The sequence below is a fragment of the Methylocapsa acidiphila B2 genome (assembly GCF_000427445.1).
GTDB lineage: Bacteria > Pseudomonadota > Alphaproteobacteria > Rhizobiales > Beijerinckiaceae > Methylocapsa > Methylocapsa acidiphila.
Map to the genome: position 1 here is coordinate 739,691 of NZ_KE386496.1, position 17,430 is coordinate 757,120.

Consider the following 17,430-nt stretch of genomic DNA (forward strand, 5'->3'; position numbering starts at 1 on the left):
AACGAGTAGCATTCAGAGAGATCATGCGGCCAAATCTACGGCGCTACCTCCTTGCAGCAGATGAGGACGCGAATCTCGTCGGTATGCGGCTCTATGGCGCCGGACCGTTTCACCGCGAACTCAAACCCGCGATGGCAATCATGAAGAAGAGCCATTTCGTCATCAGGGAAGGAGATGTTATCTACAACAAGCTGTTTGCATGGAAAGGCACGTTCGGGATTGTGCCGCCAGAACTCGACGGCATGTTCGTCTCCGACAAGTTTCCAACATACGAGCTCGACAGGGCACGCGTCTCTGAAAAGTACCTTACGTGGTTCTTTCGGCATCCCAACGTATGGGAACAGGCACGGGTCATGTCCACGGGCTCCGCAGCGCTCTCCAAACTGACACTCAATCCGCCGCGTTTTCTCGACCTTGCTATTCCGCTTCCAGACCTTTCCGAGCAACAACGGATCGCGGAGCGCATCGAGGAGTTAGCGACCAAAATCGGGAGCGCACGGGATGTACGGTCCAAATCAACCAGCGAATCCGAGAGTCTCCTATCCGCAGCGTGCGAGAGCATGCTCCTTCGCGCGGGCACGTCTGCGCCTATACGCAAGCTCTCTTCACTGGTCGATCCAGACCGGGGCATTTCATACGGAATAGTACAAACCGGGACCGAGTTTGAGGGGGGGATTCCAACGCTCCGAGCCGGCGACCTTCAATGGTTTCACGTCAACACCAGCGGAGTGAAGCTCGTCGATCCAGAAATCGAAAGAGGCTATTTAAGAACTCGCTTGCAAGGTGGCGAGCTTCTTTTGCGAATACGCGGCGGAGTTGGTGAGCTTGCTGTCTGCCCCGAGAGTATGGCGGGCGGAAATGTATCGCGTGAGATCGCGGTCATCCCTCTTACTGATGAAGTGCTACCTCGATTTGCGATGTTTCTGCTCTCGGCACGAAGCTCTCAGGCCAAGATGCACGGCAACGTGCGCGGAACCTCATATCTTGGCATCAACCTCAAGGACGTTCGAGAGCTGGAGATACCAGTGCCGACGGTATCGAAGCAGCAGGAGATGTTGTCCGATCTTGAGAGCCTCAAAGGTAAACTCGATACCCTCGCAAAGCTCCAAAACGAAACCGCCGCCGAGCTGGACGCCATGCTTCCCGCGATTCTCGACAAGGCGTTCAAGGGGGAATTGTGACGACATGGCCTACGACAAGAAGAATACAAATCACGAGCCGCCAGTTCCTGAGTCAGTCGAGTCGCACCCGGCATGGTTCCGGCTCGTCGACCAGTTGAACTGGTACGACGGCAAGAGTCGGTACTGCCAGCGTTGGTTCAAGGGCTTGAAGTTCACACAGATTGCACTGGCGGTCTTGATTCCAGCCACCAGCCTGCTGCCCGCGGAGTCGGCAAAATGGACGGCGTCCATCGCTGGCGCACTGATCGCTGTGATGGAGGCCGTGCAGCAGATGAATCAATACTCAACTCTGTGGGTAATGTACCGGGCTACAGCTGAACGGCTCAAACACGAAAAATACCTGTTCCTCTCCGCCGCTGGTCCCTACAAGGGCTTGGCTGAACCTGAGCGGCTTGTTGCGCTGGCTGAAAGGGTCGAGGAGCACGTCTCGACCGAACACGCCAACTGGTTCAATGAAACCCGCCGCGCCGCCACTGTGCAGAAGTCGGAGGGCGCGTGATGCCTGCCGCGCGACCCACGGTGCTGGCCATCGGAGCACGGTCGTTGCCGTTGCCCGTGTACTTCCCATCCATTTCTTCGGTGAAGACGGCGCTACGCCCGCAGGATTATTTGCAGTTGCTGTCGTCTCTGGGCGGGCTGAACGGCCAGTTTCTGGTATCAGCCTTTGACCTGACGGACGTCGATCAGCCGCAGTCAGCGCAACAGGCACTGACTTCTGCTCGTCAGGCGGGCATTATCACGTTGATGGATTCCGGCAACTATGAAAGTTTCTGGAAGGACGCGCAGGCAGACTGGAAACAAGCAAACTTTCATAAGGTTTTGGCCGATTTTTCCTGCGATCTGGCCTTCGGCTTCGATGAGCAGCAGCCACCGGCCAACGCGGACGATCACGTTGCCTTGATCGCGGAACGTTGGCAAGCAGATCAAGCCGCTGCGGGTAGCTGCCAGATCATCCCCATCGTCCACGCGTCGGCCAGTGAATTGCCGGCGCTGTGCGCGACTGTCGCCGCCAAGACTGGCGTCACGATGCTGGCGGTTCCAGAACGCAGGCTGGGCGATGGCGTTCTGGAGCGTGCCCGTGCCGTGAAGGCCATTCGGACGGCCTTGAACGGACTCAGGCGCTACGTCGTTTTGCATCTGCTGGGCACTGGCAACCCCATCTCCATCGCCCTGTACTCGGCAATGGGCGCTGACAGTTTTGACGGGTTGGAGTGGTGCCGGACGGTAGTCGATCATGAATCCGGCCTGCTTTACCACCTTTCGCAGGCCGACTTCTTTGCGGGTCAGACCGCGTGGGGCGATGACGACAAGCTGTCGTTTCAAGCGCGCACGCTGGCCCACAATCTCGAATTCTTCTCCGATTGGATGCGAAGGTTACGTGACGCGGTGAGTCAGGATCGACTATCGGAATTCTGCCGATCCAATCTGCCTCTGCGCGCTTCTCGCCATGTTGCCGGTGTCGCTGGCTGGAGCCAGCCATGACCGTGGACATCATCAATCAGACCATTCGCGCGATGTGTCTTGAGGTCGAGACGCAAGTGTCGGCCGTCCAGAATTGGCAACTGATGGCGGAAGAAGAATTTCTGTACGAAGCCGCGATCTGCATTTGCGGCAGCCAGATGGTGTTCGAGATGGCGGTGGCAACGGCGGATCGGCTGCGTGAGAAGAAGCTGCTCCAGCCTGCACCGCGCGGACGAAGCGCCCAAGTCATTGAACGAAAGGTTGTTGCGGCCCTATCCGATCCGCTGCCTGTTCCCGCGTGTAACGGGACGCAACGATGGGTTCGACCACGCTTCAAGAACCGGCTGGCGTCCTTGCTGGCCAAGACCATCGTTGAAATTTATGGGCAATCCAGAACGATCCGTGGATTTTTGTTCGATGCGCGGAATGCGAGGGAAGCCCGCGAAACCCTGATGCAGCACGTTTGGGGCTTCGGCCCCAAACAGGCCAGCCTCTTTCTACGCCGTGTTGGTTACTGCGCCGACCTCGCCGTTCTGGATGTCCATGTGTTGGATTATCTGCAACTGGCGCGCGGCCTGTCGCTGTCGCCCAGCAAGTTAGGCCGCCTCTCGCTCTATGAGGAAGTCGAGAACACCTTTCGGGAGATTTCTGCCGAATTCGGCCATTCGATGGGTTGCGTCGATTTGGCAACCTGGCTGACGATGCGCGTGGCCAAGAAGGAAGCTTTCCTATGAGTTTCGTGAACTTGGTTTCCGGTGGCCTTGATTCGACGCTAGTCGGCGTAATGGCGAAGGAGGAGGGTATAGAGCACTTCCCGCTGTTCATTGACTACGGACAACGGGCAGCCCGCAAGGAATGGGAAACCTGCAAGCTCGTCCACGACGCCTTGGGTCTTCCGGTGCCGACACGGATGGATTTATCGGGTTTCGGGCGCGTCATCGCATCTGGCCTGACCCGTCAGGAACTGGATGTCAAAGCCGATGCGTTCACGCCGGGCCGCAACCTGATCTTCTTGCTGATGGGCAGCGCGTATGCATATCAGCATGGCGCATCATCGGTGGCTATTGGCCTGCTGACAGAGGAATTCAGTCTGTTCCCCGACCAGAAACGGCAGTTCGTGACTCAGGCCGAAACCACCATCTCAGCAGCAATGGGGCGGAAGATCAAGGTGCTCACGCCACTGATCGAGTTCGGCAAGGCAGACGTGGTCAGGCTGGCGCAGGCCAAGGGCATCACGGGCACCTACTCGTGCCACACTGGTAATTCAGAACCTTGCGGGCGGTGCATTGCTTGCTTGGAATTTCAATTCGATAAGGAGAAATGACATGGGCGGAAGTTACGGCGGCGGCTTGGGCTCTCTGGATATTCAAAGTCTTTCGGAGAAGGTGAAACAGAAACTGACGGACGCCAAAAGCGACGCCAGCAGGCACGTTTTCATCAGCTTCAATCACGAAGATTTGGACGAGGTGAACCTGCTTCGTGGTCAAGCGAAGAATGACAAGGTCGATTTGCAATTCGACGACCATTCCGTCAAGGAGCCATTCGACAGCGCCAACGCCGATTACATCAAGCGGCAAATCCGCGACAAGATCGACCGCTGCTCGGTAACGGTAGTGTATCTTTCCGAAAAAACCGCCTCCAGCAAATGGGTGAACTGGGAGATCGAGGAGAGCATCAAGCGTGGCAAGGGTGTCATCGGCGTTTACAAGGGAGACAAGGCCCCGACCAATGTTCCCCCGGCGTTTCAGCAGAACGGCTGCAATTCCGTGAAGTGGGAGCACGCCGCGCTGATGAAGGCCATCGAGGATGCGAGTACGAAGAGATAGCCGGTGAGCGTTCTTGCTGGAATGGTATCTGGTGACGCTGCCTCAACGGGACGGGTGAGCGCCTCCACCATCCCCCGAAGCTCAGACTCCTTTGGTCTGCATTCTCGCGGACCTCGTTTATGATGCGCGCACGTTTATAGCGGGAAGGATCGCCATATAGAATCCGCGAATCCAGCCCCCTTGGCTTAGTGGTATCGCAGTTGGTATGGGTTTGGATCGTGGGTAGAAAGCCCAATAATTACAATGCGAACTCAAGCCTGTTGACCATCGAGTGGGAATGATTTCGGCCTCTACCGGCGGCCTGCCGTAAGCGACAAGGTCATGAACGCGCGCTATGGTCCGCTCGTCCGGCATTTGTGGGAAGGTCGCGATGCCCCAGATCTTCAACGGTCGCTACACGGCGCGCATCGACAAGCCCTTGGCGCTGTTTCTCATCGGCATGCGCCTCAACAAGCTCTGGGCGGTCCATAAATGGCTCCCGGTCTTCCTGGCCATGCCGCGCATGCTCGCGGAGCTTCGCCGCGATCCCAAGGCTGGCCTGCTCTCCCACCGCCTCTATTTCTCCGGGCGGGTCCTTCTCGTGCAGCAATATTGGGAGTCCTTCGACAAGCTTTTGGCTTATGCGCATGATCCTTCGGCTGCGCATTTTCCGGCCTGGAAGGCGTTCAACAGGGCCGTGGGGCGAGACGGGACGGTCGGCATATGGCACGAGACCTATCTCGTTGAGCCTGGCAAATATGAATGTCTCTACGCCAATATGCCCCGGTTCGGGCTCGCCGCAGCGGCGAGCCATGTCCCGGCCGAGGGCGCCTTGTCCCAGGCGAAAGACCGCATGCGGCCGGATTGATTTTCGTCGGACGCTGCGGTTTCGGAGCTGAACCGCAGCCCCAGTCCCTTCACGCCGAGGGGCTTCCCTCCGCCGACGCTTCGTGCAATGTCCTCTGCATAGCCTTATTTTCGCGCTCGAGAGATCCGAATGGCCGATTTTTTCCGTGAAGTCGACGAGGACTACCGCCGCGACCGCGCGGTCCAGTTCTGGACCAAATATCAATATTGGTTCCTCGGCTTCGCCCTTCTCGTCGTGGCGGCGACGGGAGCTTGGCGTTACTACAACCATATCCGCACGGAGGCGGCGGAGGCGGCCGGCGCGAAATATGAGGCCGCGATGCAATTATCGGTCGCCGGGAAAGCGGCGGAAGCCGAGGCGGCTTTCGACGAACTGGCGAAGACCGCGCCGAAGGGCTACGCGAGCCTCGCGCGCCTGCGCGCGGCGGATGAAATCGCGGCCCGCGATCCCGAGGCCGGGATCAAGGCCTTCGAGGCGCTGGCGGCCGACCAGACCTATAATGAAGATTTCCGCGATCTCGCCCGTCTGCGCGCCGCCGTCCTGAGCGCCGACCGAGGCGATCCGAAGGAGGTCGAGCAAAGGCTCGCCCCATTCGCGACCCAGTCTTTCCCCTATCGCAATACGATCCGCGAGCTTCTCGGGCTCGTCGCCTTCCGCCGCAATGATTTCGAGGCTGCCGGGCGCTGGTTCGACGCCATCGTCGCCGATCCGCAAGCCTCCTCGGCGCTGCGCCAGCGCGCCGACGCTTTTCTCGGCCTCGTCCAGGCGGGCGCTCTTTCGCCTGAGGCGCCGCCGGCCCAGGCCATGCCGCCCGCCTCCGCGCCGAGCGCGACGCCTGGCGGAGAAACCCCGAAAAAGTGATGTTCACGGTCGCCATCATCGGCCGCCCGAACGTCGGCAAGTCGACCCTGTTCAATCGGCTCGTCGGCAAGAAGCTCGCGCTCGTCGACGACAGGCCGGGCGTCACGCGCGACCGGCGCGAGGGGCAGGCGCGGCTCGGCGATCTAAGCTTCAAGATCATCGACACGGCCGGCCTCGAGGAGGGCGACGAAGTCTCGCTCGAAGGCCGCATGCGCGCCCAGACGGAAACGGCGATCGGCCTTGCCGACGCAATTTTCTTCCTCTTCGATTCGCGTCTAGGCCTGACGCCGGACGATCGTTTCTTCGCCAATCTCGTGCGGCGCGCGAATAAGCCTTTGATCCTCATCGCCAACAAGGCCGAGGGCCGGGCTGGCGGCGCCGGCGCGATCGAGGGCTATGATCTGGGCCTCGGCGATCCCGTGCCGCTCTCGGCCGAGCATGGCGATGGTTTCGCAGAGCTTTATGCGGCCTTGCGCGAGGCGCTGCCCGAGGCGACCGAAGAGCCCGTTGAGGCCGAGGGGGGCGAGGGGCGGCTGCAATTCGGCGACGACGAAGACGGCTCCGAACTCGACATCACGAAGCCTTTGCGGATCGCCATCATCGGGCGTCCCAACGCCGGGAAGTCGACTCTGCTCAACCGCATTCTCGGGCAGGATCGGCTGCTGACCGGACCGGAGCCCGGCCTCACCCGCGACACGATCGGCGTCGATCTCGAATGGCGCGGCCGTAAGGTCAAGATGTTCGACACGGCGGGCCTCAGGCGGCGGGCCAAGGTTGAGGACAAGCTTGAAAAGCTCGCCGGCGGCGATGCGCTGCGCGCCGCGAAATTCGCCGAAGTGGTCGTGCTGCTTCTCGACGCCACCATTCCTTTCGAGAAGCAGGATCTGACCCTCGCCGATCTCGTCGAGCGCGAGGGCAGGGCGCTCGTCATTGGCCTCAATAAATGGGACCTGATCGAGGCGCGCGGCTCAAAACTCTCGGAGCTGCGCGAGACAGCGGAGCGGCTGTTGCCGCAGGTGAAGGGCGCGCCTGTCGTCCCCGTGTCTGGCGCGACGGGCGACGGGATCGACAAATTGATGGAAGCAATCTTTCGCGCCCATGTGATCTGGAACAAGCGAATCGCGACGGCCAAGCTCAATCGCTGGCTCGAAGGCGCGCTGGAGCAGAGCCCGCCGCCCGCCGTCTCGGGGCGCCGGATCAAGATCCGCTATATGACCCAGCTTCGCGCGCGGCCGCCCTATTTCATCCTTTTCGGCAATCAGCTCGACGCGCTGCCGGCGAGCTATGAGCGTTTTCTCGTCAACGGCCTGCGCAAGGCCTTCGATCTCCCCGGCGTGCCGATCCGCATCTCCAAGAAGACGACCGACAATCCATATCGGGACAAGGCGACGCGGCGGAGATAGGGTTTGCTGTTGATGGGGCGGCAGCTTTTCGGCTTGAATTTCTGTTCGTGATCCATAGGCGAGATTGGCAAATCTGCATGCGTCGGCAGCTTTGCGCCCATCTGAAACATTCCGGGGCAGTTGTCGGCTGCTCAAAAACGGACGCGCTCGCCGCCGACAAACCGAATTCGAGAGCGCGTCAATTTAGGTCGGCAGCAGCACGTTTCTTCCCATGGGTGATAAGATCAGGCACATGCTGTCCAAGCGATACATAACGTCGGCGAGCGATTTCCCGATTGCCTCACGCACAGCCCTCTGAAACCGATGAGTAAGCCCGCACCGAAGTGCGGGGTGCTGGCAGGCCGCTCGCTGCTAAATAAAGAGCGCGCTATCATTCTAACCTGCCGCTACTATTTGATTCGCAGGATAATTTCCCTGAAGCGTCAATGCCCGAGAAGCATCATTACCTACCGATTTTCTATCAAGCGCGCTGGGCCGGTGCCGACGGGCAGGTGTGCGTCTACAAAAAGCCTTGCAACGAAGTGAGGGCGAAACGGCGTCACCCCGACTACCAAGGTTACGAACCGGACCTCTACACCATTCCGGGGGTCGAGTATGAGGCCGCTAGCCACCTTGAACGTCGGTTCTTTCTGCAGGCAGATAACGACGCAGCGCAGGCCCTTCAGACGTTCGAGCGCGATCCAAAGATCGCATTGGACAATCGTCTGAGAAGCGGTTGGTCGCGGTTCGTGATGTCGCTCATTCACCGAGCGCCGGAAGAGATCCGATATTTCTTCGATGAAGTAAAAAGGCACGTTCTGGACGCCGAACGCATGTTCGAGGAGAATTACGCGACGCTGAGGCTACCTACAGAGCCCCCGACTTTCGAAGAGTTCAAACGGAACCGTCCGACAAATCCAGCAGGGCGAGCCGCTGCGATGCTTATTCAGAAGATCATCGATAGCGATACCGTTGGAAATCACTTGAACAACATGATCTGGACGATCCTATCGCTGCCGACTTCATATACCTTTCTCCTGTCCGACCGCCCATTGATAATGACGAATGGGATGCTCAGGCCCGAATCACATCTGGCGTTGCCAATTGGCCCGAGAAAGCTTTTCATAGCTTCGAACGGGAATGAAATCGTACAGGAGGTGGCGCGCCGGCGGCCTGACGACCTTGTGTCGTTCGTCAACGATCGTCTGGTTAAACAGGCTCGTCGTTTCGTCATTGGTGTCGATGACCATCAGTTGCGCTTTGTCGCAAGCAGGTTTGGAGCCCGGTTGCCGAGCTCACCAACGGAACTCACAAAATTTCCTTCACCTGAGGAGATGAGGAAACTCATTCGCAGCGGTGGGTAGCGCACTCGACAATGAGCGAGCGTTTGATGCGATTCTAACGCTTAGACCATGACTGCATCAGAGACGGGCGAGAAATCAGCGAAGGTGCGCCGCAAGAAGCATGGATCAAAAACCGCCGCCAGTGAAGCACATTGGGCTTTACTGAGTTTCGCGCTCAAAAGCAGTCGTTCTGCTTACGGCCCAGTCCAGAAATTCAACCCGAGGTGCCGCGATCGCCGTCCGACGCTTGAACGCAGCCCTGGCGCGATGCGATAAATACTTTCCCGGCGGTCGCAGAATCGCCCCGCGCCAAAATATCGAAGGATAAGCCATGCCCTCTCAAGACCGGTTCGCTTGGCTGCGCCGCTTCCTTCTGCGCGCGGCGGAAGCCGTCGTCATCATCTATGTCGTTCTCGACGGGATCGTCACGCCGATCTTCCGGCCGGTTCTGCGATGGACGGCGCAGCTTCGGCTCATCGTCCGGCTGCAGGATTTCGTGCGGAGGCTCCCGCCATACGCGATCCTTGCTATGTTCATCGTCCCGCACGCCATTCTCGAGCCGGCGAAAATTTACGCCGTCTATCTCATCGGCTCGGGCCATCCGCGCGTGGGCTTGATCACGCTCGCCGTGACCTATTTCATCGGCCTCGTCGTCGTCGAGCGGATCTATCAGGCCGGCAAGGAGAAGCTAAGGACAATCGCTTGGGTCGCGAGGAGCCTGGATTGGCTCTTCGATTTTCGCGATCGGCTCATCGCCTGGGCGCGTTCGACCCAGGTTTGGGCCTTCGCGGTTGCGGCCAAGCAATGGGCGCGCGGCCTCATTACGCGGGCTCGCCTTCAAGTTGCAGCCTGGCTCGGGCTCAAGTCCGGCTGAGTTTGCCTCTGACTCGCCGGCGCTTGTAGGGCGCTCGCCGTCCGCCTATGTAGGGGACCATGAATGGCGCAGAGCTGAACAATCGACCGTCCGGCCCGCAGGCGGAATTCGGCCTCGAGTCGAAGGCCGTCCCGGAAGACGATGGCGACTTCGACGGGTTCGACCCGCCGCATCCGCGCCGGCGGCGGTTCCGGCCGGTGCCGGTCCGCATTATTCTTCCCAATCTCGTCACGCTTCTTGCGCTTTGCATGGGCCTCACCGCGATTCGTTTCGCGGCCGACGGCCAGTTCGAGATCGCCGTCATCGCCGTGATCGTGGCCGCGATCCTCGATGGCTTGGATGGGCGCATCGCCCGCGCGCTCCGCGGCACGTCGAGATTCGGCGCCGAACTCGATTCGCTCGCCGATTTTGTCGATTTTGGCGTCGCTCCAGCATTGATTCTCTATTTCTGGAGCTTGCATGAGTTCAAGAGCCTCGGCTGGTTCGCCGCGCTCGTCTTTGCGATCGCGGCCGCGCTCCGGCTCGCGAGATTCAATGTCATGCACGACGATCCGAGCGAGCCGGCCTGGAAGGCGCGCTTCTTTACCGGAATGCCGGCTCCGGCTGGCGCGATCGTCAGCCTCTTGCCGCTCTATTTGCATTTTTCCGTTCTCGCCATCCCGAACGTGCGCGACCTTGTTCCCTTCGAGATCGTCTACCTCCTGATCGTCGCCTTTCTGATGGCGAGCCGCATCCCCCATCTATCGGGCAAGAAGGTTGGGCGGGTGCCGCGCGAATATGTGATTCCCGTCCTATTCGCGGTCGTCGCCTGCATTTTGTTGCTTGCGACATTTCCCATGGAGATGCTTGTCGGTCTGACCCTCGTCTATTTCGCCACGATCCCGCTCGCGATCCGTCGCTACAGGAGCTTCGAGCGGCTCGACGCGGCGCGAAGCGCGGCGGCCCAGCGCGAGGCGCCGGCGCGGTTGGCCGAGACCCCGCAAAAGCTCATGTGAAGGCGGAGATTCTCCAACGCGAAGGCCCGGCGGCGATCCATCTCGCGCCTGGGCGCGCTTGAGCCCAGTTCACAAATGAGTGGTTCTCGATTAGGGTCCGCGCAATTCGCCTGCGTCGGGACGCATCGCGTCTTGTCGGTTTCCGCGAGATTGCAGCCTTCGGCCCTGGGTTGGACGGACGGAAAAGACGCCGGCCGATCGCGCCGTCGACTCGCTCCGCCTCGATGGCGGTTGGCGGACGCGATTTCGTGGACGGCGGCATTAGGCACAAGGATAGAAATGTCGAAAGAAGAATTGCTCGAGTTTCCAGGGGTCGTTGTTGAATTGCTCCCGAATGCGACATTTCGGGTCAAGCTCGAGAATGAACATGAGATTATCGCCCATACCGCCGGTAAAATGCGCAAGAACCGCATTCGCGTTCTGACAGGCGACAAGGTTCTCGTGGAAATGACCCCTTATGACCTGACCAAGGGTCGCATCACCTATCGGTTCAAGTGATTTTCAGATCGACGAAGGGATGTTCGACGTGACGGCTGAGGACAAGGGCTGGCGGCCAAGGCTCGTGCTCGCCTCGGCGTCGCCGCGGCGGCTCGCGCTGCTTCAGCAGGTCGGCATCGAGCCGGATGCGCTGCTGCCCGCCGATCTCGACGAGACGCCCGGCAAGAACGAGCTGCCGCGCACCCTCGCCGCGCGCCTCGCGCAGGAGAAGGCGAGGGCGGCCGCCAAAGTGGCGGCCACGCGGCCGGATCTCGCCCAAGCCTATGTCATCGGGGCCGACACGGTCGTCAGCGTGGGACGCCGCATCTTGCCGAGCTGCGAGGTAGTCGCCGAGGCGGCGCAATGCCTGCGCCTTTTGTCGGGGCGTTCGCACAGAGTCCATACCGGCGTTTGCCTGATCACCCCGAAGGGCCACGAGCGCCGCAAGATCGTCGAGACCAGGCTGCGCTTCAAACGATTGAGCTCGAGCGAGATCGAAGCCTATCTCGGCTCCGGCGAATGGCGCGGCAAAGCCGGCGGCTACGCCATCCAGGGCCTCGCCGGCGCCTTCGCGCTGAAGCTCACCGGCTCTTATTCATCGGTCGTCGGCCTTCCGCTCTACGAAACCATGGCGCTGCTCGCCGGTGAAGGTTATCCGGCCCAGCTCTTCTGGCTGAACCGCGTCTGAGCGATCTGTCTCGGCGCCAAATCGGGATAGGTCGATGCCAACCGAAAAGCGCGACCACGGCGACAGCGAAGGCTCAAATTCGAAATCAGCCGCTGGGCGGCCCTGTCCGATTTGCGGCAAGCCTTCAGTTTTCGCTCTGCGGCCCTTTTGCTCAAAGCGCTGCGGCGACATCGATCTTCATCGCTGGCTCAGCGACGCCTACGCTATTCCGAGCGCGCAGGAAGACGAGGCGGAGGAGGGATCGGACGCCGACGGCGACTGAACGCGCGCGCATCGGCTTAGAGACCGGCCTGTGCGCCCTTCTGCGTCGTCAGGCGCGCGTCACATCCGAATGCGGACGAGTGCAAGCATCCGCCGGGCAGGCTGGATGAAGGGGGCGACGCGCAATGTTCTTTCCGGTCTCTAAAATCTTCTGGGTCTTGGTCGAGCCTCTCTCCTCGCTCGTGGTGCTGGGACTTCTAGGGCTCGTTCTCTGGCGCACGCGCTTTGCGCGGATCGGCCGCGCCCTTGTCGCCGGGGCTGTGATCCTTCTCGCGATTGGCCTGCTCACGCCTTTCGGCGCGGCGCTGCTACGGCCGCTGGAGGATCGTTTTGCGCCGCCGTCGCCGAGCGGGCCGGCGCCGACTGGAATCATCGTCCTCGGCGGCGGGGTTTCTCCCGTCATGACGGAGGCGCGCGATCAAGTCGCCATCATGAGCGCGGGAACGCGATACACGGCCGCGGCGGAACTCGCCCGTCGCTATCCGGAGGCGCGGCTCGTCTTTTCGGGCGGATCTCCGACCTTGGGGGAAGAGCAGACCGAGTCTTTCGTCGTCCGCCGGCTTTGGCTCGCCCTGGGCGTACCCGAGCGGCAAATGAGTTTCGAGGCGAAATCCCGCAATACATGGGAGAACGCCTTGTTCACGCGAGATCTGGTGAGGCCGAAGCCTGGAGAAACCTGGTTTTTGATAACGTCGGCATGGCATATGCCGCGGTCGGTTGGGATTTTTCGCCGCCTGGGCTTCGAGGTGACGCCTTATCCCGTCGATTATCATACGCTTGGAGACGGGCGGGATTGGCTAATGAGCCAAACGTCCGCCCTCGACCGCGCCTTCATGTTCGAGTTCGGCCTCCGCGAATGGATCGGCCTTTTTGTCTATCGCTTGACAGGGAAGACCGAGGCGCTGCTTCCGGCGCCTGGGTCATGAGCCCTCGCGCCCTCGCCGCAGGCCGCGAGGGCGTCTTCCGCTTCGTTGCGTGAGATCAGGGTCGGCGGAGCTGCTGCGCTTCCATCCGTGCGCGCGTCTCTCTCGCCGCGGCGACGGCTTCATTGGCGGCGTCGCAGGCCGGCACGCGCACCTTCTTGCATTCGGTCGCCGCTAGCAAATTCGCTGTTTTTGCGTGCTCGCCGATCGTCCGCACCTCCTTTTGGGCGTCGCAGAGGCTTCGCGCTTGAGACCGCTCGATATTGCTCCTTTGAAGGAGGTCGCTGAGGACTTCCGGCGTATCCGGCGTTTCTTTCGGATCGGGGTCGAGGGCTGCGCAAATCGGACCCAGATCCAAGCTGCTGATCTTGGCCGTCGTCATAAGTTCGTGCAGGCGCAGCAAAGCCGCGTCCAAGGAGGTCAAGGAGGCAATGAAATCCTGCGCCGCCGCGAGTGTTTCGCTTTCACCGGCATGGACGGGCGCGCCGGCGAAGAGGGAGAGGCCCACCAGTAAGGCCGATATACGCTTCGACATGGATAATCCTTGAATAAGGGAAGAGGCGATCGTGCCGCGATTTCGAGCAACGCATATCAGCGTGGTGGGGCCGCCGCCAAGCGCGATCGCACGGCTGATCAGCGAGAGTTGAAATTTTCCCGCTCCATGCCCTGACGCCGGTCGTTAATTCCATCTCCGATGCGTGACCTCTGCGGAGGCGCCGGGCGCCGCGCAAGTCGAAGCATGTCATTCAGCGAGCGACTGTTGCATAAGATCCACAGCGCTTCGACGCTTTGAGCGGTAAGATAGGGTCGAGCCAGATCTCAGCGCGCCATCAACAAAGCGGCCGTCATGTCCGTCGCCTCTCGCCACGCCGATACGCCTGCCGCGGATGCAGCCAAGCTGCTGATGCGCCTGGGCTTGGCCGTCTTGATGATCGCCCTGCCTTGCGCAGGTATCGTTTCGCGGGGCGCGATCTATGTCTTGATGCCGGTCGGCGCGATTTTGGTCCTCGGCGGCGCCTTGCTTTACGGGCCCGATCATGGGTCGCGCGAATTGCGCGCGGCAATTTTTTCGCCTGCCGGCGCAACAGCCCTTTTTCTGACCTTTTGGGCCGGGGTTTCTCTGATCTGGACGCCGTTTCCAGCCGAGGCCGCGACGCGATTCCTTCAGATCGTCGGCACGACCTTTCTCGTCGCGCTGGTCGCCGCATTTCTGCCCGACCGGACAAGGCCTTTCGACCTTTATCTTCTTCCCATCGGCCTCGTCCTGACCGCGATTGTGAGTCTCGTTCTTGCGCTCGGCGGCCCGAGCTGGTTCTGGGGACCGTCTGAATTCGCGGAATCCTTATTCGAGCGGACCGCGATCGCCTTGATCGTTCTGGTTTGGCCGGCGCTCGGGGCCTTGTCCCTTCGCGAGCATTGGATCTCCGCCGCTGGCCTCGCCTTGCTCGCGGCCGGCGTCGCTTTGGCGGGATCAGCCCAGATTGCGCTCGCGGCGATGGGCGCCGGAGCCTTTACTTTCGCGGTCGCAATGTCCGACCCAGGCCGCATGGCTCTTCTGCTCCGGCGGATTTTGACGCCATTGATCCTGCTCGCGCCTGGATTGGCCTTGCTTTACGCCGCCGTCTTCAAGACGACGGGGTTCGAGCCCGGGCCGGCTTCGGCCTCGCTCCAAGTTTGGAGCGATCTGATCGCGGAGCAATGGCCGCGCCTGATCACCGGCCACGGATTCGACATGGCCAATCGTGGCCTCAGCATCGGCTATCTGCCCGCCCGGACCCCGAAAAGCCTTTTGTTCGTGCTCTGGTACGATCTGGGCCTTGTCGGGGCTGTCGCGTTTGCGCTCCTTGTGGCCCACGTCGTGCGCCTGGCGGGGGGGATCACGCCGGCGGTGGCCCCTGCGGCGCTCGCCGGCCTGGTTGCGACTTTGACACTCGCTTTTCTTGGCGTGGCGGCGGCACAGATCTGGTGGGTGACGTTGATCAATTGCGTCGTCATCGCTTTCGCGATTCTGATCAAAGGGACCTATCGAACGCAGCGTCCAAGCGCGCCGGCGATCGATCCTGAATTCGAGTTGCGGAAAAATGCGGAGGAGGGCGCTCGACCCGATGCCTCTCAATTGTAGGCCCCTGGCAACTGACAGGCGGGAGGGGGTGCGCCAAATGCGCTTCAACATCATGTGAACCGGTCCTGAGACCTAGGAAATCCGCTTCCAGCGAGCCGCAACGCCTTGATCTTCACCAGCATGAATGATGGGGGCATGGCAAATCGGAGGGGGATTTTCGGCTTTGCAGGGGCGCGCCAATGAAAATCATTGCGAAAATGGCGCGCGGATCGGCCCAAGAAGGTCTTGCGGGAGCCGGGTGAGCGGCCTTAACATCAAGCCCATGATCGAGGCGCTCATCACCATCAGAAACGCGCGGGAAGGCGACGCCGAAGGGATCGCCGACGTGCATGACGCCGCTTGGCGGGACGCCTACCGGGGCATTATTCCCGGCCGGGAGCTCGAGCGCATGATCGCGCGGCGCGGACCGCGCTGGTGGGAATCCGCGATCAAGCGGGGTTCGCGGCTGCTCGTCCTCGATTTCGACGAAACGATTTGCGGCTATGCGAGCTATGGCCGCAATCGCGTGCCTTCTCTGCGTTACGGCGGAGAAGTTTTCGAGCTCTATATCGCGCCCGAATTTCAGGGGCTCGGCTTTGGCAAGCGTCTGTTCAAACTCGCCCGCAAGGATCTCGCCGCGCATGGCTACAGGTCCTTCCTCGTTTGGGCTCTCGCCGATAATGAAAGAGCCGTTCAATTCTACGGGAAGCTCGGCGGCGTTAACGTGCGGCGCGCCGATGAACGATTCGGCGCGGAGACACGTGCGCGCCTTGCTTTCGCCTTCGAGGACAATAATTGCGAATAGAGCCGCTCGGCTCGTTTGCGCTTTGTATGGCCCAGCGTGAACGCGCTATGGCGCGAGCTATGCTATTTGCGGGCGCGGCGAGAGTTTTGTACATAGCCTCTTGACGGAGGGCCCAGCGGGGATGCGCCGACGCGCCAATCGCTTCGATTAAGCCGATGCGGACCTAACGCGCGGCGTCTCGGCTCGTCCCAAGGCAATTTTGGAGATACAGGCATGCATCTTGACGCGATTCCGATCGGCGAAAATCCACCTTATGAAGTTAATGTTTTCATCGAGGTGCCGATCGGGGGCGAGCCCATCAAATATGAGCTCGACAAAAAGGCCGGCGTCTTGATGGTCGACCGCTTTCTTTATACTTCGATGCGATATCCGGGAAATTACGGCTTTATCCCTCATACATTGTCGGAAGACGGAGATCCTTGCGACGTCATCGTCGCCAATACGCGCGCGATTGTTCCAGGCGCCGTCATGAGCTGCAAGGTCGTCGGCGTCCTGCTCATGCAGGACGAGGCCGGTAGCGACGAAAAGATCATCGCCGTGCCGTCGGCGAAATTGACCAAGCGCTACGAGAAAATCGAAAATTTCACCGATCTACCGGACATCACCTTGCGCCAGTTCGAGCATTTTTTCGCTCATTACAAGGATCTGGAGCCCGGCAAATGGGTGAAGATCCACGGTTGGGCGGATGCCGAGGCGGCGCGAAAAATCGTGCTCGATTCAATCGAGCGCGCGAAAGCCGCATAGGAATTTGACTGCGGGGCGCCCTCAACGCTTGCGGGTCAGGCGGAAGACCCCTTGCTCGCCGAAAAGATTCCAAACCCAGGGCGCGCTGCTGTTGAGCGGCGCGCCGAAGCGGTCGAGCGCGACGCCGCGTTCGATCCGCGCGCCGACCGCCTGCACGAGCCCGATGAAGTCCTGGATCGTGCAGAAATGGATATTCGGCGTTTCATACCAGGCATAGGGGAGGTTGCGCGTCTGGGGCATCCGGCCGCCGAGCGCCACTTGCATGCGAATGCGCCAATGCCCGAAATTCGGGAAGGACACGATCGCATGTTGACCGATGCGCAGCATATGTTCGAGCACGTCGCGCGGCCGGCGCGTCGCCTGCAAGGTCTGCGAGAGAATCACATAATCGAAAGCGCCGTCGGGATAGGCCGAGAGATCGGCGTCGGCGTCGCCTTGAATGACTGAGAGCCCTTTGGCGACGCAGTCATTGACGCCTTGCTGCGAGAGCTCGATGCCGCGGGCGTCGACGCCTTTTTCCTCGCTCAAGAGCCGCAAAAGGGCGCCGTCGCCGCAGCCGACGTCGAGCACGCGACTGTTCGGCTTGACCATATCGGCCACGAGAAGGAGATCGACGCGCGCCGCGTCGGCGCGGAACGGCCGCAAATGTTCTTCAGCCATG

At 60.8% G+C, this 17,430-nt stretch carries 21 protein-coding genes; 19 read left to right on the forward strand and 2 right to left on the reverse strand.

Going from position 1 to position 17,430, the window contains the following annotated elements:
• Positions 1–23 precede the first annotated feature (23 nt).
• The 16 genes from METAC_RS25100 (at position 24) to METAC_RS0105065 (ending at position 13,122) form a co-directional block, all read left to right on the forward strand.
• A complete protein-coding gene (locus tag METAC_RS25100) occupies positions 24–1,181 on the forward strand; it encodes a restriction endonuclease subunit S (protein WP_198017168.1) in 1,158 nt (385 codons plus the stop codon).
• A 4-nt stretch (positions 1,182–1,185) separates the two neighbouring features.
• A complete protein-coding gene (locus METAC_RS22390) occupies positions 1,186–1,680 on the forward strand; it encodes a DUF4231 domain-containing protein (protein ID WP_051335387.1) in 495 nt (164 codons plus the stop codon).
• Positions 1,677–2,663, forward strand: a complete 987-nt coding sequence (locus METAC_RS0105000; RefSeq protein WP_156898118.1) for a hypothetical protein — start codon at positions 1,677–1,679, stop codon at positions 2,661–2,663. Before METAC_RS22390 ends, METAC_RS0105000 begins: the two co-directional genes overlap by 4 nt.
• Positions 2,660–3,376 carry an 8-oxoguanine DNA glycosylase gene (locus tag METAC_RS25105; RefSeq protein ID WP_051335388.1) on the forward strand — a complete coding sequence of 239 codons (717 nt, stop codon included), beginning with the start codon at positions 2,660–2,662 and terminating at the stop codon, positions 3,374–3,376. The genes METAC_RS0105000 and METAC_RS25105 overlap by 4 nt, the downstream gene beginning before the upstream one ends.
• On the forward strand, positions 3,373–3,966 hold the full coding sequence (locus METAC_RS0105010; protein WP_026606177.1) for a 7-cyano-7-deazaguanine synthase: 594 nt from the start codon (positions 3,373–3,375) through the stop codon (positions 3,964–3,966). The genes METAC_RS25105 and METAC_RS0105010 overlap by 4 nt, the downstream gene beginning before the upstream one ends.
• Position 3,967: 1 nt before the next feature.
• Positions 3,968–4,468, forward strand: a complete 501-nt coding sequence (locus METAC_RS0105015; protein WP_026606178.1) for a TIR domain-containing protein — start codon at positions 3,968–3,970, stop codon at positions 4,466–4,468.
• Positions 4,469–4,838: 370 nt separating this feature from the next.
• Entirely contained in the window at positions 4,839–5,315 is a 477-nt protein-coding gene (locus METAC_RS0105020) for a DUF4188 domain-containing protein (RefSeq protein WP_026606179.1), read from the forward strand.
• A gap of 129 nt (positions 5,316–5,444) precedes the next feature.
• Positions 5,445–6,176, forward strand: a complete 732-nt coding sequence (locus METAC_RS22400) for a tetratricopeptide repeat protein (RefSeq protein WP_084143455.1) — start codon at positions 5,445–5,447, stop codon at positions 6,174–6,176.
• Positions 6,176–7,579: a ribosome biogenesis GTPase Der gene (gene der / locus METAC_RS0105030; protein WP_198017169.1), complete on the forward strand. Its 1,404-nt coding sequence runs from the start codon at positions 6,176–6,178 to the stop codon at positions 7,577–7,579. The genes METAC_RS22400 and der overlap by 1 nt, the downstream gene beginning before the upstream one ends.
• 425 nt (positions 7,580–8,004) lie before the next feature.
• On the forward strand, positions 8,005–8,922 hold the full coding sequence (locus tag METAC_RS22405; protein ID WP_051335389.1) for a DUF4238 domain-containing protein: 918 nt from the start codon (positions 8,005–8,007) through the stop codon (positions 8,920–8,922).
• A 310-nt stretch (positions 8,923–9,232) separates the two neighbouring features.
• Positions 9,233–9,775, forward strand: coding sequence for a hypothetical protein (locus METAC_RS0105040; RefSeq protein WP_026606181.1), 543 nt, complete (start codon positions 9,233–9,235; stop codon positions 9,773–9,775).
• A 59-nt stretch (positions 9,776–9,834) separates the two neighbouring features.
• Positions 9,835–10,770, forward strand: a complete 936-nt coding sequence (gene pssA / locus METAC_RS22410; protein ID WP_084143456.1) for a CDP-diacylglycerol--serine O-phosphatidyltransferase — start codon at positions 9,835–9,837, stop codon at positions 10,768–10,770.
• Positions 10,771–11,049: 279 nt separating this feature from the next.
• Positions 11,050–11,268 (forward strand): translation initiation factor IF-1, encoded by a 219-nt coding sequence (gene infA / locus METAC_RS0105050; protein WP_012384664.1) that lies wholly within the window; start codon positions 11,050–11,052, stop codon positions 11,266–11,268.
• Between the two features lie 19 nt (positions 11,269–11,287).
• Positions 11,288–11,935, forward strand: coding sequence for a Maf-like protein (locus METAC_RS0105055; protein WP_026606182.1), 648 nt, complete (start codon positions 11,288–11,290; stop codon positions 11,933–11,935).
• Between the two features lie 34 nt (positions 11,936–11,969).
• Positions 11,970–12,197 carry a DNA gyrase inhibitor YacG gene (yacG, locus tag METAC_RS0105060; protein WP_026606183.1) on the forward strand — a complete coding sequence of 76 codons (228 nt, stop codon included), beginning with the start codon at positions 11,970–11,972 and terminating at the stop codon, positions 12,195–12,197.
• A gap of 124 nt (positions 12,198–12,321) precedes the next feature.
• Complete coding sequence (locus tag METAC_RS0105065; protein WP_026606184.1) at positions 12,322–13,122, forward strand: YdcF family protein; 801 nt, start codon at positions 12,322–12,324, stop codon at positions 13,120–13,122.
• A gap of 55 nt (positions 13,123–13,177) precedes the next feature.
• Here METAC_RS0105065 and METAC_RS0105070 read toward each other — a convergent pair whose 3' ends face one another.
• A complete protein-coding gene (locus METAC_RS0105070; RefSeq protein ID WP_036255306.1) occupies positions 13,178–13,654 on the reverse strand; it encodes a hypothetical protein in 477 nt (158 codons plus the stop codon).
• 312 nt (positions 13,655–13,966) lie between these two features.
• Here METAC_RS0105070 and METAC_RS25110 point away from each other — a divergent pair, with 312 nt between their 5' ends.
• The 3 genes from METAC_RS25110 (at position 13,967) to ppa (ending at position 16,769) form a co-directional block, all read left to right on the forward strand.
• Complete coding sequence (locus METAC_RS25110) at positions 13,967–15,241, forward strand: hypothetical protein (RefSeq protein ID WP_026606186.1); 1,275 nt, start codon at positions 13,967–13,969, stop codon at positions 15,239–15,241.
• Between the two features lie 262 nt (positions 15,242–15,503).
• Complete coding sequence (locus tag METAC_RS0105080) at positions 15,504–16,025, forward strand: GNAT family N-acetyltransferase (protein ID WP_026606187.1); 522 nt, start codon at positions 15,504–15,506, stop codon at positions 16,023–16,025.
• 213 nt (positions 16,026–16,238) lie between these two features.
• Complete coding sequence (gene ppa, locus METAC_RS0105085) at positions 16,239–16,769, forward strand: inorganic diphosphatase (protein ID WP_026606188.1); 531 nt, start codon at positions 16,239–16,241, stop codon at positions 16,767–16,769.
• A 21-nt stretch (positions 16,770–16,790) separates the two neighbouring features.
• Here the strand turns inward: ppa and metW are convergent, their stop codons facing one another.
• Positions 16,791–17,429 carry a methionine biosynthesis protein MetW gene (metW, locus tag METAC_RS0105090; protein WP_026606189.1) on the reverse strand — a complete coding sequence of 213 codons (639 nt, stop codon included), beginning with the start codon at positions 17,427–17,429 and terminating at the stop codon, positions 16,791–16,793.
• Position 17,430: the final 1 nt, after the last annotated feature.

Coding starts and splice junctions, on each gene's coding strand:
- der (WP_198017169.1), top strand. CDS start 6,176: ATGTTCACGGTCGCCATCATCGGCCGCCCGAACGTCGGCAAGTCGACC.
- METAC_RS0105055 (WP_026606182.1), top strand. CDS start 11,288: ATGTTCGACGTGACGGCTGAGGACAAGGGCTGGCGGCCAAGGCTCGTG.
- METAC_RS22390 (WP_051335387.1), top strand. CDS start 1,186: ATGGCCTACGACAAGAAGAATACAAATCACGAGCCGCCAGTTCCTGAG.
- METAC_RS0105080 (WP_026606187.1), top strand. CDS start 15,504: ATGATCGAGGCGCTCATCACCATCAGAAACGCGCGGGAAGGCGACGCC.
- METAC_RS0105015 (WP_026606178.1), top strand. CDS start 3,968: ATGGGCGGAAGTTACGGCGGCGGCTTGGGCTCTCTGGATATTCAAAGT.
- METAC_RS25100 (WP_198017168.1), top strand. CDS start 24: ATGCGGCCAAATCTACGGCGCTACCTCCTTGCAGCAGATGAGGACGCG.
- METAC_RS25105 (WP_051335388.1), top strand. CDS start 2,660: ATGACCGTGGACATCATCAATCAGACCATTCGCGCGATGTGTCTTGAG.
- METAC_RS0105065 (WP_026606184.1), top strand. CDS start 12,322: ATGTTCTTTCCGGTCTCTAAAATCTTCTGGGTCTTGGTCGAGCCTCTC.
- METAC_RS22400 (WP_084143455.1), top strand. CDS start 5,445: ATGGCCGATTTTTTCCGTGAAGTCGACGAGGACTACCGCCGCGACCGC.
- pssA (WP_084143456.1), top strand. CDS start 9,835: ATGAATGGCGCAGAGCTGAACAATCGACCGTCCGGCCCGCAGGCGGAA.
- METAC_RS22405 (WP_051335389.1), top strand. CDS start 8,005: ATGCCCGAGAAGCATCATTACCTACCGATTTTCTATCAAGCGCGCTGG.
- METAC_RS0105020 (WP_026606179.1), top strand. CDS start 4,839: ATGCCCCAGATCTTCAACGGTCGCTACACGGCGCGCATCGACAAGCCC.
- METAC_RS0105040 (WP_026606181.1), top strand. CDS start 9,233: ATGCCCTCTCAAGACCGGTTCGCTTGGCTGCGCCGCTTCCTTCTGCGC.
- ppa (WP_026606188.1), top strand. CDS start 16,239: ATGCATCTTGACGCGATTCCGATCGGCGAAAATCCACCTTATGAAGTT.
- METAC_RS0105010 (WP_026606177.1), top strand. CDS start 3,373: ATGAGTTTCGTGAACTTGGTTTCCGGTGGCCTTGATTCGACGCTAGTC.
- infA (WP_012384664.1), top strand. CDS start 11,050: ATGTCGAAAGAAGAATTGCTCGAGTTTCCAGGGGTCGTTGTTGAATTG.
- yacG (WP_026606183.1), top strand. CDS start 11,970: ATGCCAACCGAAAAGCGCGACCACGGCGACAGCGAAGGCTCAAATTCG.
- metW (WP_026606189.1), bottom strand. CDS start 17,429: ATGGCTGAAGAACATTTGCGGCCGTTCCGCGCCGACGCGGCGCGCGTC.
- METAC_RS0105070 (WP_036255306.1), bottom strand. CDS start 13,654: ATGTCGAAGCGTATATCGGCCTTACTGGTGGGCCTCTCCCTCTTCGCC.
- METAC_RS25110 (WP_026606186.1), top strand. CDS start 13,967: ATGTCCGTCGCCTCTCGCCACGCCGATACGCCTGCCGCGGATGCAGCC.